The sequence below is a fragment of the Streptomyces sp. AF1A genome (assembly GCF_047340315.1).
Taxonomy (GTDB): Bacteria; Actinomycetota; Actinomycetes; order Streptomycetales; family Streptomycetaceae; genus Streptomyces.
Genome location: NZ_JBLEBI010000199.1, coordinates 1 through 12,536, shown reverse-complemented (window position 1 = coordinate 12,536; position 12,536 = coordinate 1). Strand labels below are relative to the sequence as shown.

Here is a 12,536-nt window from a genome sequence, read left to right as displayed (position 1 = left end):
GATGCGCCGACCACCGCTCCAGCAACCGCGCCGCCTGCGCCCTGAGCGCCCCCTCGGAACGCGCCGACAGCGGCAGCGGGACCGCGCCCGGTGCCTGGGGTGCCGGGCCCGCCTCCGGCCGCGGCGCGGGGGCCTCGGACAGGACCAGGTGGCAGTTGGTGCCGCCCATGCCGAAGGAGCTGACGCCCGCGTGGCGCGGGCGGCCCGGACGGGCCGGCCAGGGGACGGCGCTCGTGGGGACGGTCAGCCCGAGGCGGTCCAGCGGGATGCCGGGGTGCGGGGTGTCGTGGTTGAGGGTGGCCGGGACGGTGCCGTGGGCGAGGCAGAGCGCCGCCTTGACGAGGCCGACGATGCCCGACGCGCCCTCCAGGTGGCCCACGTTGGTCTTCGCCGAGCCCACCCGGAGCGGGCCCGCGTCGCCCCGGGCGGTGCCGAGCACGGCGCCCAGGGCGGCGGCCTCGACGGGGTCGCCGACGGGGGTGCCGGTGCCGTGCAGCTCGACGTAGCCGATGTCCCCGGGGGTGAGACCGGCCCGGCGCAGGGCGGCCCGGATCACGTCCTCCTGGGCGGCGCGCTCGGGCGCGGTGAGGCTCGTACCGCCGCCGTCGTTGTTGACGGCGCCGCCGCGGATGACGCAGTGCACGCGGTCGCCGTCGGCGAGGGCGTCGGCGAGCCGCTTCAGGACGACGACGGCGCCGCCCTCGCCGCGCGCGTAGCCGTTGGCACGGGCGTCGAAGGTGTGGCAGCGGCCGTCCGGCGACAGGGCGCCCATGCGCTCCATGCCGAGGGTGCTCTCCTCGGCCAGGATCAGGTTGACGCCGGCGGCGAGGGCGAGCGTGGACTCCCCGCGCCGCAGGCTCTCGCAGGCCAGGTGGACCGCGACCAGCGAGGAGGACTGGGCGCAGTCGACGGTCAGGCTGGGGCCGCGCAGGCCCAGCAGGTAGGAGACGCGGTTGGCGACCATGCCGCGGTGCAGCCCGGTGGCGGTGAGGCCGGAGACGGCGGCCGGGCCGGTGCGGCGCACCAGGGTGGCGTAGTCGTCGTTGATGATCCCGGCGAACACGCCGGTGCGGGTGGCGCCGAGGTCGGCCGGGACGATCCGGGCCTCCTCCAGCGCCTCCCAGGTGAGTTCGAGCATCAGCCGCTGCTGCGGGTCCATGGCGGCGGCCTCGCGCGGGGAGATGCCGAAGAACGCCGCGTCGAACCGGTCCTTGTGCGCGATCCGTCCGGCCCAGCGCCCGGTGCGCTCGTCCCGGGTGACGGCGCCGGTGCCGCTCGCCAGCAGCCGCCAGAACTCCTCGGCGGAGTCGGCGCCCGCGACCCGGCAGGCCAGGCCCACGACGGCGACGGCCTCGTCGTCGACACCGTGTGCGGGGCTCACGGTCCCCTCTTGTGTACGCATCTGAACTCGTGTCCCCTTGGCTGTCGTGGGCATGGCTGCGGTGGTGCGGCTGCGGTGGTGGGCGTGCGGGAGGACGCCGGTCCGGCCGGGTCAGCTGGACAGGACCGCCTTCAGCACCGTCTGGTCGGCGACCGCCCGCAGGGCCGCCTCGTGCTCGGTCAGCGGGAAGGAGGTGACCAGTCCCCTCAGGTCGAAGCGGGCGGTGAGGGCCGGCAGCAGCCGTACGTACTCGGTGAGGTGGGCGCCGGTGAACGCCCAGGAGCCGACCACGTCCAGCTGCCGGTACACGATCTGGTGGGGGTTGAGCCGGGTGTCCCCGGCGTCGGTGTACTGGCCGATGATCAGGTACGAGCCGCCGCGCCGGGCGAGCGTCAGGCCCTGGGCCACGGCCGCGGGCACGCCCGCGCACTCGATCACCAGGTCGGCGCCGCGCCCGCCGGTCTCGGCGCGCACCCGGTCCAGGGCCGCCTCGACGCCGCCGGGCCCGGTGATGTCGATGTGCACGTCGCCGATGCCGGCCTTGGCCGCGAGGTCGAGCCGGCCCGCCGGGCCGCCCACCACGATCACCCGGGCGGCACCGGCCAGCTGGGCGAGCGCCGCGGCGGCGAGGCCGACCGGGCCGGCGCCCTGGACGACGACGGTCTCCCCGAGCCGCACCGGGCGCCGCTCGTACAGGGCGTGCACGACGGTGGGGCCGGCGCAGGCGAAGGCCATGGCGGCGAGCGGGTCGACGCCGTCGTCGAGTCGTACCACGGTGGCGCCCTCGTGCAGCACGATCGCCTCGGCCCAGGCGCCGGCCAGCTCCGAGCCGTCGGCGAGTGCGCGGTTGACGCCGTAGGTGCGGCGGTTCTCGCACAGGGTCGGCTCGCGGTGCAGCCGGCAGGGCACGCAGGTGCCGCAGGCGATGGAGGAGGCCCACATCACCGTGTCGCCGGGCCGCAGCGCGGTACCGGCGGCGTCCCGGCGCGGGGTGCCGGGCCCGAACTCCTCGACCGTGCCGAGGCCTTCGTGGCCGAGGACCAGCGGGGTGGGGATGGCGAGGTGGCCCTGCTGCAGGTGCAGGTCGGTGCCGCAGATCCCGCCGTGGCGGCAGCCGACGACCATGCCGCCCGCGGGCGGCTCGGGCACCTCGAACTCCCGCAGCCGCAGCGGCTCCTGGAAGCGCTCCAGGACGACCGCGCGGGCCCGCTGTCCGACGCGGCTCATACGAGGGCCCCCTCGAGCGCGTCGAGGAAGGTGGTGTCCAGCGGGCGCAGCGGCTCGGTGTCCCGGCCGACCACGTACTCGGGCCGCGGCTCGCCGGGCCAGCTGGGCAGGTTGGCGGTGTCGTTGTACGTCATGATGGCGAGCCGGCGCGGGAACGGCGACATGTTGGGCGCCGAGCCGTGCACGATCTCGGAGGAGAACAGCACCACCGAGCCGGCCGGTCCCTTGGGGCTGACCATGCCGCGCTCGGCGACCAGGCCGGAGAGCTGCTCGGCGGTGAGCGCGATGTCGTCCGGGTCGAGGTGCTGCTCGGAGCGGGTGGCGCGGCGGGTGTCGTTGACCAGGCCGGAGCGGTGGGAGCCGGGCAGGAAGATGACCGGGCCGTTGAACTCGTCGACGGCGTCGAGGAAGAGGGCGACGTTGACCTGGCGGGGGGCGGGCAGGTTGTCGGCGATGCGCCAGGCGACGTAGTCCTGGTGCCAGGCCCACTTCTCGCCGCCGAAGCCCGGCTTGGCATTGATCTTGAACTGGTAGATGTAGACGTCCTCGGTGAGCAGTTGCTGCACCGGCACGAGCAGGCGCGGGTCGCGGATCAGGCCGGCGTACTCCGGCTGGCGCCGGTGGGAGGCGTAGACGGCGCGGACCCGCTCGCCGTCCTCCTCGACCACCCGCTGCGGGCCGGGAACGAGCGCGTCGCGCTCGAACGCCTCGGCGAGGAGGGCGGCCTCGTCGGTGGACAGCAGGGAGTCGAGCAGCAGGAATCCGTCCTCGTGGTAACGGTTTATCTGTTCCTTGGTCAGGCGCATGGGAATTCCTCTCCGGACGTACCGGAAGTCTGGTGTGAGGTGAGTGCCGGACTGGGTCCGGGAATTCGGGGAGAAAACGCGGTGGCTGCCGCGTTCCGGGGGCGGGGCCGGCCTTCTGGGCCGGCCCCGCTATCCCATGAAGTTCCCGCCGTCGACGATGATCTGCTGGCCGGTGACATAGGAGCTCGTGGCGGTCACCAGGAATTCCAGCGCATCGGCGACGTCCTGTGCGGCGCCGATGCGCCCGGCGGGAATCGTGCGGAGGATGTCCGCACGGCGGGCGGGATCGTCGAGGCGGTAGCGCTCCACGACCTCGGGGGTGTCCGTGAAGCCGGGGATCAGGGCGTTGACCCGGACGGCCGGGGCCAGTTCCAGGGCCAGGCACTTGGTCAGCTGGAGCAGTCCGGCCTTGGCGGCGCAGTAGTTCGCGCCGTTCGCCCGGGGCCGGATCGCGGTGGTGGCGCCCACGTTGACGACGCAGCCGCCGCCCGCCGCGACCATCGCCGGGGCCAGCGCCCTGGTGAGCCGGAAGGGCCCGGACAGGTTGACCGCGAGGACCTCGTCCCAGTCCTCGTCGTCGAGGTCCAGGAAGGGCCGGTCCCGGTTGACGCCCGCGTTGTTGACGAGCACCTCGGGGGCGCCGCCGGCGGCGAGGATCCGGGCGCAGCCCTCCCGCACCTGCTCGGGCCGGGCCACGTCCAGCCGCACCGGCTCGATGCGGCCGCCGCCGGCGGCCGCCGCCTCGTCGGCGGCGGCCTTGTCCCCGCGGTAGAGGGCGTAGACGTGGTGGCCCAGGTCGGCGAGGCGCAGGCTGAGGGCCAGCCCGATGCCCCGGGTGCCGCCGCTGACCACCGCTGTGCGCCGTGCGGTCATGGCGTCAGGACCAGTACGTCAGCGTGCCGTCGGCGGTGACGCCGAGGAAGAACGACAGCGCGACCCGGCGGCCGGGGCCCTCGTTGCCGCGCACCGCGTGGTAGTTGCGCGGGTCGAACAGCACCGCGTCGCCGGCGCCGGGCGTGACCAGGACGTTCGGCTCGCGCTCGGCCAGCTCCTCGGCGTAGCCGTAGCCGTCGCGGTAGGCCTCGTCGCCGGGCAGCCAGCGGCGGCGGAAGATCCTGGTGGCGCCGCCCGCCTCCGGCATGGACAGATACCAGTTGAAGCCGAGCTGGGCGATGACCGGCTCGTCGAGGGTGCCGGGCATCTCGCGGCCGATCTCGTCCCAGTGCATCTTCATGCCGCCGGTGGTCTCGCGGATCATCCCGGCGTACATCTCGCGGCCCTGCGCGGTGGCGGGGCGCATCGCGCCGCCCCAGGCGCCGCGGATGCGGTCCACGGCCGGACGCAGCGGGTCGCCGCCGTCGAGCAGGACGGCCCGGTGCCGGGCGGACACCTCGGCGTCCTGCCAGTAGGCGCCGCCCAGGCCGTGGGCGTCGTAGTGGTCGTAGGCGGCCGGGCCCAGCTTGGGGATCCGGGGGACGACGATCTCCTCGTCGTAGGAGCCCATGGGGCAGGTGTCGAGGCCGCGCAGGACGCCCGCGCACTCCTCGGGGGCGCCGAAGTTCCGTACGACGACGGCGGCCAGGGTGCCGGCGGCGAGCCGGACGAGGTGGTCGCGCGTCAGTTTCTCGGGGGTTTCGACGGTTTCCACGTCGAAGAGGACGTAGATGGGGGTCTGATTACTGCTGACATTCTCCCGCGCCGGGGCGGTGGCTGTTCCCACGTTTTCTCCAGATGATTGCTCAAGGAACAGGGTTTCTCGTCTTCGCGGCGATTCGTCGTCCGTTGGTTTGTCCGGTGAATCGACCGTACGAGGGGGCGATTGGCGGCCACACCCCTATGCCGCCCCTAGGCCGTTGTCGACGGCCCCTGACCCTGCAGTGCGTCGATGTGCGCGGTGACCGTGGTCAGTACCGCTGCCTGGTGGTCGCCGAGGTAGAAGTGGCCGCCGGGGAAGATCCGCAGGGCGAACTCCGCGGTGGTGTGATCGCGCCAGGCGGCCGCCTGCTCGGCGGTGACGCGCGGGTCGCTGTCGCCGAGCAGGGCGACGACCGGGCAGCGCACGACGGCGCCGTCCTCGGGGGTGTAGGTCTCCACGGCGGTGAAGTCGGCGCGCACGGCGGGCACGACGAGCTGGACCAGTTCGGGGTCGTCGAGCATGCGCACGTCGGTGCCGCCGAGCCGCCCCAGCTCCGCGAGGAGTTCGGCGTCGGGCAGCCGGTGGATGCCGTCGTCGCGGCTGAGGGCGGGTGCCCGGCGGCCGGAGGCGAGGAACAGGTCCGGGGTGCGGGCCGCGCCGGCCCGCTCCAGGCACCGGATCGTCTCGAAGCCGACGACGGCGCCCATGCTGTGCCCGAAGATCACCAGCGGCCGGTCCGCCGGCACGGTCGCCGCCAGTTCGGCGGCGATGGCCCGGGCGAGCGCGCCCACGTCGGTGAGGCAGGGCTCGCGGTGCCGGTCCTGGCGGCCCGGGTACTGCACGGCGAGCACGTCGTACCGGGCGGACAGGGCCTCGGACCAGGGGTAGTAGAAGCTGGCGGAGCCGCCGGCGTGCGGCAGGCAGACCAGGGTGGCCGCGGCCCGGGGCGGCCGGCCGTGGTAGCGGCGCAGCCAGGGCCCGGGGTGGTCGAGGGGCAGCGCCCGCCCGGCGGCGGGCAGTCCGGCGCCGATCACGAGGCGACGAGGTCGCCGCGCAGCAGCGAGGCGCCCTCGGGCACCTCGGCCGGGTCGGAGCCCTGGTGCAGCACCCGGTTGTCGCGGTCCACGAACACCACGCGCGGCTCCAGTTCCCGGGCCTCGGCGTCGGTGACGGTGGCGTAGGCGATGACGATGACCAGGTCGCCGGGGCTGATCAGGCGGGCGGCGGCGCCGTTGATGCCGAGCACGCCGGTGCCGCGCGGCCCCTCGATGACGTACGTCGACAGGCGGTTGCCGTTGTCGATGTCGACGATGTCGACCTTCTCGCCGGGCAGCAGGTCGGCGGCCTCCATCAGGTCGGCGTCGATGGTCACGGAGCCGACGTAGTGCAGGTCGGCCTGGGTCACCGTGGCCCGGTGGATCTTGGACTTGAACATGGTCCGGTACATGTGGGTCGTCTCCTGTGTCCGTGCGGAACTGGGCGGAACGGGGTCCTTGCGGGGAACGGGTGGACGCGAAGGGGCGGTCAGGCCGCGCCCATGCGGCGGCGCAGGCCCGCGGGGCGCAGGTCGGTCCACTCGGCGGCGATGCGGGTCAGGCACGCGTCGCGGCTGCCGGTGAAGCCGAGGGTGCGCCAGCCGGCCGGGGGTGCGCTGTCGGCGGGCCAGACTGAGTGCTGCTCCTCGTCGTTGACGACGACGGCCCAGGTGGTGCCGGTGGCGGCGCTCATCGGGCGTCACCGCCCGGCTTGGTGCCGGAGAACATGAAGAACACCAGCATCATGGAGGCGTCCGGGCGGGCCACGAACGCGTCCATGGCGTCCGCGACGATCTCGCAGGGGCGCTGGGCGGCCGGGTTGACGGCGACCATGGCGTGGGTGCGCGAGCGGATGTTCAGCTGGGGCGCGAGGACGTCCATGCCGACCTCCTCGCTGGAGATGGCGACGGCCTCGACCTTGATGTCGGTGAACCCGGCGGCCCGCATCAGCTGCCCGAGCTCCCGGCCGATCAGCCGGTTGCCGCCGCGGCTGGCCTGCAGTTCGATGCGCAGCCGGACGACCTCGTCGAACTCGGGCAGGTCGGGCTGCGGGTGCAGCAGCCCCCACAGGGCGTCGTCGACGTCGATGACGGCGAGCCGGCCGCCGGGGCGGAGCACGCGGTAGGCCTCGGCGAGCGCGTCCGGGGTGCCCGGCACGTGCTGCAGGACCAGCCGCGCGTGGACGAGGTCGAAGGAGTCGTCGGGCAGCCCGCTCTCCAGCGCCGAGCCCTGCACCAGCGTCAGCTGGCCAGGGCGGGCCGGGGTGAGGTGGCCGCGGGCGTGCTCGATCAGGTCCTCGTTGAGCTCCAGGCAGGTGACCGTCCCGTCCGGGACCTCCTGGAGCAGGCGCTCGGTGATGTATCCGGGGCCGGAGCCGATCTCGAGGATGTCGGAGTCGTCGGTGAGGCCGAACTCGCGCAGGATGCGGGCCTCCTTGTGCCAGGAGGCGGCGACCTGCTGGCGCAGCCGGTGGATCTCGTTCTCGGGGGCGTGGTGCTCGCCGGGCTGGTAGTAGGAGGACGGGCGCTCCAGGTCCGCGCCGGGCGTCGCGGCGAGGTCGTCGGCGGTGGGCGGAGTCACGGTGGCCATGGGTCTTCTTTCCTGGTCGGGGGTTTCTGGTCGGGGGTTTCTGGTCGGGGGTTTCTGGTCGGGAGTTCTTGGTCGGGAGTTCTTGGTCGGGAATTTCCTGGCGGGCTGTTTCCCGGCGGGCTGTTTCCCGGCGGAAGGCGGTGCGGCGGGTGGTCAGCGGGGCGCCGGCAGATAGCCGGACCGGGCGAACCAGCCCAGGTAGGTGCGGATCAGGTCCGCGTCGAGCGGCGGGCAGGCGATGCCGGTGCCCGCCAGATGGGCCCGGGTGGCGTCGTCGGCGAAGCGGACGGCGGTGAAGCCGCCGCCGGCCGGGTCGAACAGGCTGAGTAGCGGATAGGCCGCGTTCTCCGGGTCGGCCTTGATCAGCTCGACCCACTCGGGCAGCGGGATCTCCTCCAGCCGGTAGCCGAAGTCCCGGACGTGCCCGAGGAGTTCGGCGAGCGACAGGGGCCGGGTGTTGACCTGGTGGTGGATGCCGCCCAGCGCCTCGGGCCGCTGGGCGACGGCGACGACGGCGCGGGCGACGTAGTCGACGGGCACCAGGTCGGCCTCGGCGGTCAGCCCGGCCGGGGCGGCTCCCGCCTGGACGCAGCCCTTGACCACCCGCCACAGCAGGTCGTCGCTCTGGCAGGCGCCGGTGGCGGTGTGCCCGGAGATGCGGCCGGGCCGGTGCACGGTGACCGGCACGCCCCGCTCCCGGGCCAGCCCGACGAGCTGTTCGGCGACCCACTTGCTCTGCGTGTAGCCCTGGCGCAGCAGCCCGGGCGGCCCGGCGACGGCGGCCTCGGCGACGGCCGACCCGTCGGCCGGGGGTCCGGCGAAGACGCCGACGGTGGACACGTGGTGGACGGCGGCCCGGCCGGACGCGGTCGCCAGCCGCAGCACCTCGCGGGTGCCGTCGACGGTGGCGGCGCGCAGTTCCTCGTAGGGCAGCACCAGGTTCACGGCGGCGCCCGCGTGGTAGATGGCGTCGATCCGGCCGGCGAGCGCCCGGTAGGCGTCGTCGGCCAGGCCGAGGCGGGGCGCGGCCAGGTCGCCGGCGAGCGCCCGGACGCGGTGGGCGCGGGCCGCATCCCACAGGCCGTACCCGGACAGCGTCCTCTCCAGCCGCCGCTGGGCGCCCGCCTCGTCCTCCGCCCGCACCAGGCAGTGCACGGTGGCGCCGGTCGCGCGCAGCAGCTCGTCGAGCAGGAAGGCGCCGAGGAAGCCGGTGGCGCCGGTGAGCAGGATGTCGTCGACGCCGCCCGGCCGCTTCGGTGCGGGGAAGCCGGTGATGCCGTCGCCGAGCCGGATGTCGGCGCGCATGGCCGCGACGGGCGCCTCGGGCGGGGCCTCGCCGGCGCCGGCCTCGTCCAGGACGGCGGCGACCCCGGCGACGGTCGGCTCGGCGAACAGCACGCGCAGCGGCAGTTCGGTGGCGAACTCCTCGCGCAGCCGGAACACCAGCCGGGTCGCCAGCAGCGAGTGCCCGCCCAGGTCGAAGAAGTTGTCGTCGGCGCCGACCGCGTCGAGGCCGAGCAGCTCACGCCACACCGCGGCGACCCGCTCCTCGGTGGGGGTGCGCGGCGCGGTGAACGCGATCCGGGCGGCGGCCCGCACCGGTTCGGGCACCGGCAGCCTCTTGCGGTCGACCTTGCCGTTGACGGTCAGCGGCAGGGCGTCGAGGACCACCACCGCGGCGGGCACCATGTAGGCGGGCAGCCGGTCGGCGACGTGGGCGCGCAGCGCGAGGGCAATCTCCTCGGGGCCGTCGCCGGTGCGGGCCCCGGGCTCCAGGGTGACGTAGCCGTACAGCCGCGGTTCGCCGTCGCCGCCGGGCTGCGGCCGGACGACGGCCGCGTGCACGTCCTCGTGGTCCAGCAGGGCGGCCTCGACCTCGCCGGTCTCGATGCGGTAGCCGCGGATCTTCACCTGGTGGTCGGCGCGGCCGACGTACTCGAACTCGCCGCGCGCGGTGATCCGGGCGAGGTCGCCGCTCTTGTAGAGGCGCTCGCCGGGCCGGTCGGCGAAGGGGTGCGGCACGAACCGGTCGGCGGTCTTGTACGGGTCGCCGAAGTAGCAGCGGGCGAGCCCGGGGCCGCCGACGTACAGCTCGCCGGTGACGCCGATCGGCACCGGCTGCAGCAGCTCGTCGAGGGCGTAGAGCTCCATGTCGGGCATCGGCCGGCCGATCGGGCTGCGCCGCCCCTGCCGGACGTCCTCACCGGTCATCTCGCGGATGGTGACGTGGATGGTCTCGGTGATGCCGTACATGTTCACCAGGCGCGGCGAGCGGTCGCCGTGCCGTTCGAACCAGCTGGCGAGCGTGCCGGACTCCAGGGCCTCGCCGCCGAAGACGACGGCCCGCAGCGGCAGCTCGTCCGGCTCGTGCCGGGCGTCCACGGCGGCGAAGTGCACGAACGCGGACGGGGTCTGGTTGAGGACGGTGACGCCCTCCTCGCGCACCAGGGCGTAGTACGCCTCCGGGTCGCGCGCGGTCTCCACGGGTACGACGACGAGCCGGCCGCCGTGCAGCCAGGCGCCCCACATCTCCACGACGGAGACGTCGAAGGCGTAGGAGTGCAGCATCGGCCACACGTCGTGCTCGTCGAAGTCGTAGGCGGGCGTGGCGGTCATCGCGGCGAACATCCGGGCCACGGTGGCGTGGCTGACCTGGACGCCCTTCGGGGTGCCGGTGGAGCCGGAGGTGTAGATGACGTAGGCCGCGTTGTCCGGGGCGAGCGGCGCCGGGTCCCGCTCGGGCACCGGCCGGGCCGGGTCCGGGAACGGCAGCTCGGGCCGGTCCAGGACCAGCAGGTGGCCGTCGTGCCCGGGCAGCGCCTCGCGCAGCGACGCGTGGGTGATGAGCACGTGCGGGGTGGCGTCGGCGAGGATGCGGGCGAGCCGGGCCGGCGGGTACAGCGGGTCCATGGGGACGTACTGGCCGCCCGCCTTGAACACGCCCAGGATCGCGACCGCGGTGTCCAGGGAGCGCTCCAGGAACAGGCCGACGCGACTCTCGCGGCCCACGCCCGCCGCGCGCAGCCGCACGGCGAGGGCCTCGGCCCGCGCGTCGAGCTCGGCGTAGGTCAGGTGCTCGCCGCGGCAGGTGACGGCGATCGCGCCGGGCCGCCGCCGGGCGTGCCGGGCGAACGTCTCGTGCAGGCACTCGGTGACGGGGAAGTCCTGGGCGCGCCGCCCGACTTCGAGGACCCGGCGGCGCTCGGTGCCGCTCAGCAGCGGCAGCCGGGCGAGCCGGGTGTCCGGTGCGGCCACGGCGCCCTCCAGGAGGGTGACGTAGCGATCGATCATGCGCTCGGCGGTGCCGCGCTCGAACAGGTCGCTGTCGTACTCCAGGGTGGCCGCCCAGCCCTCGGCACGGCGGCCGACGATCAGCTGGAGGTCGAAGCGGGAGGTGCCGTTGTGCGTCTCGACGGTCTGCACGGCCAGGCCGGGCAGCTCCAGGGCGGTGGTGGTGGCGTTCTGCAGCACGAACATGGTGCGGAACAGCGGGGTGAGATGGCTGCCCCGGTCCGGCCGCAGGTCCTCGACGATCTTCTCGAACGGCAGCGCCTGGTGGGCGTAGGCGCCCAGCGCGGTGGAGCGCACCCGGCGCACCAGGGTGGTGAAGTCGGGGTCGCCGGACAGGTCCAGGCGCAGCGGCAGCGTGTTGACGAAGAGCCCGATCAGCTCCTCGGTGTCGAGGTCGGTGCGGCCGGCGATCGGGGTGCCGACCAGGATCTCCTCCTGCCCGGTGCAGCGCTGCAGGACGGCGCCGTAGGCGGCGAGCAGCACCATGTACGGCGTGACGCCGCGGGACTTGGCGAACGCGGCCACCCGCTCGACGAGCGCCTCGGGCAGGCCGCGCCGGACCCGGGAGCCGCGGTATCCCGGCTCGTCGGGGCGGGGGCGGTCGGTGGGCAGCTCCAGGGTGGGCAGCCCGCCCGACAGCCGCTCGCGCCAGTACGCCAGGTCGCCGGCCGACTCGCCGGCGTCGAAGCGTGCGCGCTGGCGCCGCGCGAAGTCGGCGTAGCGCACGGCGGGCGGGGCCGGCTCGGGTCCGCCGGCGCCGGTGACGAGGCGGGTGTAGGCGGCGCTGAACTCGCGCACCAGGACATCCAGCGACCAGCCGTCGCAGACGATGTGGTGCACCGTCAGCGCCAGCACGTGCTCGTCCTCGGCGAGCCGGGCCACGGCGGCGCGCAGCAGCGGCGGCCGGTCCAGCGCGAAGGGCTCGGTGGCCTGCTCGCGCAGCCACCCGGCCAGGGTCCGCTCGTCCCCGGCGGTGAAGTCCACCAGCGGTACGTCGGGTTCGGCGGCCTCGGGCGGCAGCACCGTCTGGCCGGGGCTGCCCCGGTGTACGCCGAAGGAGGTGCGCAGGGTGTCGTGGCGGCGCACCACGGCCCGGAACGCGCCGCGCACGGCGTCCAGGTCGAGCGGCCCGGTGAGCCGCACGGCCAGCGGGATGTTCTGGAGGGCGGTGCCCGGCACGAGTTCTTCCATGAACCACATGCGCTGCTGGGCGAACGACAGCGGTTCGGGCTCCGCCGCCCCGCCGGTGGCCCGCTCGTCCGGGCCGGCGGCCGGTTGGGCCGTCGTCTCGATGGTCTGGGTGGTCACTGTTCCACCGCCTCGGCAGTGTCGTCGGTCTGGGCGCGGACGGCGAGCTCCGCCATCCGCCGTACGGTCGGTTCGTCCAGGAACTCCTCCAGCGGCAGCTCGGCGCCGAACAGGCGGCCCGCGCGGGAGATCAGCTGGGAGGCGTTGAGGGAGTCGCCGCCGAGCATGAACAGGTCGTCGTCGGGGCCGATGCCCTCGATGCCGAGCAGGTCCTGCCAGAGGACGGCGATGCGGGTGACGGGGTCGTCGGGGCCGGGCCGGCC

11 protein-coding genes are annotated in these 12,536 nt (G+C 74.6%); all 11 read right to left on the bottom strand.

The genetic code is table 11. The features are described from left to right. The coding region (locus ACLU3S_RS32080; protein ID WP_413955489.1) for a beta-ketoacyl synthase N-terminal-like domain-containing protein at positions 1–1,381 on the bottom strand (1,381 nt) is incomplete at its 3' end. A gap of 111 nt (positions 1,382–1,492) precedes the next feature. Next, positions 1,493–2,608: a zinc-binding dehydrogenase gene (locus tag ACLU3S_RS32075; RefSeq protein WP_413955488.1), complete on the bottom strand. Its 1,116-nt coding sequence runs from the start codon at positions 2,606–2,608 to the stop codon at positions 1,493–1,495. Continuing rightward, the gene (locus ACLU3S_RS32070) at positions 2,605–3,414 is read right to left on the bottom strand and encodes a phytanoyl-CoA dioxygenase family protein (RefSeq protein ID WP_413955487.1); all 810 of its coding nucleotides are present in this window, start codon (positions 3,412–3,414) and stop codon (positions 2,605–2,607) included. Before ACLU3S_RS32070 ends, ACLU3S_RS32075 begins: the two co-directional genes overlap by 4 nt. A gap of 129 nt (positions 3,415–3,543) precedes the next feature. Further along, the gene (locus ACLU3S_RS32065; RefSeq protein ID WP_413955486.1) at positions 3,544–4,287 is read right to left on the bottom strand and encodes an SDR family NAD(P)-dependent oxidoreductase; all 744 of its coding nucleotides are present in this window, start codon (positions 4,285–4,287) and stop codon (positions 3,544–3,546) included. Between the two features lie 4 nt (positions 4,288–4,291). Then, on the bottom strand, positions 4,292–5,134 hold the full coding sequence (locus ACLU3S_RS32060) for a proline hydroxylase (RefSeq protein WP_413955485.1): 843 nt from the start codon (positions 5,132–5,134) through the stop codon (positions 4,292–4,294). 125 nt (positions 5,135–5,259) lie between these two features. Further along, positions 5,260–6,084, bottom strand: coding sequence for a thioesterase II family protein (locus ACLU3S_RS32055; protein WP_413955484.1), 825 nt, complete (start codon positions 6,082–6,084; stop codon positions 5,260–5,262). After that, complete coding sequence (gene panD, locus ACLU3S_RS32050; protein ID WP_413955483.1) at positions 6,081–6,497, bottom strand: aspartate 1-decarboxylase; 417 nt, start codon at positions 6,495–6,497, stop codon at positions 6,081–6,083. Before panD ends, ACLU3S_RS32055 begins: the two co-directional genes overlap by 4 nt. Positions 6,498–6,574: 77 nt before the next feature. After that, on the bottom strand, positions 6,575–6,778 hold the full coding sequence (locus ACLU3S_RS32045) for an MbtH family protein (protein ID WP_413955482.1): 204 nt from the start codon (positions 6,776–6,778) through the stop codon (positions 6,575–6,577). Continuing rightward, positions 6,775–7,674, bottom strand: a complete 900-nt coding sequence (locus tag ACLU3S_RS32040) for a class I SAM-dependent methyltransferase (protein WP_413955481.1) — start codon at positions 7,672–7,674, stop codon at positions 6,775–6,777. The genes ACLU3S_RS32045 and ACLU3S_RS32040 overlap by 4 nt, the downstream gene beginning before the upstream one ends. A 153-nt stretch (positions 7,675–7,827) precedes the next feature. After that, positions 7,828–12,273 carry a non-ribosomal peptide synthetase gene (locus tag ACLU3S_RS32035; protein WP_413955480.1) on the bottom strand — a complete coding sequence of 1,482 codons (4,446 nt, stop codon included), beginning with the start codon at positions 12,271–12,273 and terminating at the stop codon, positions 7,828–7,830. Then, the coding region (locus ACLU3S_RS32030) for a phosphopantetheine-binding protein (RefSeq protein ID WP_413955479.1) at positions 12,270–12,536 on the bottom strand (267 nt) is incomplete at its 5' end. The genes ACLU3S_RS32035 and ACLU3S_RS32030, both read right to left, overlap by 4 nt.

What these genes read in the sequence shown, in the direction of transcription:
- ACLU3S_RS32075 (WP_413955488.1), bottom strand. Translation starts at nt 2,608, where the DNA reads ATGAGCCGCGTCGGACAGCGGGCCCGCGCGGTCGTCCTGGAGCGCTTC.
- ACLU3S_RS32040 (WP_413955481.1), bottom strand. Translation starts at nt 7,674, where the DNA reads ATGGCCACCGTGACTCCGCCCACCGCCGACGACCTCGCCGCGACGCCC.
- ACLU3S_RS32045 (WP_413955482.1), bottom strand. Translation starts at nt 6,778, where the DNA reads ATGAGCGCCGCCACCGGCACCACCTGGGCCGTCGTCGTCAACGACGAG.
- ACLU3S_RS32065 (WP_413955486.1), bottom strand. Translation starts at nt 4,287, where the DNA reads ATGACCGCACGGCGCACAGCGGTGGTCAGCGGCGGCACCCGGGGCATC.
- ACLU3S_RS32070 (WP_413955487.1), bottom strand. Translation starts at nt 3,414, where the DNA reads ATGCGCCTGACCAAGGAACAGATAAACCGTTACCACGAGGACGGATTC.
- panD (WP_413955483.1), bottom strand. Translation starts at nt 6,497, where the DNA reads ATGTACCGGACCATGTTCAAGTCCAAGATCCACCGGGCCACGGTGACC.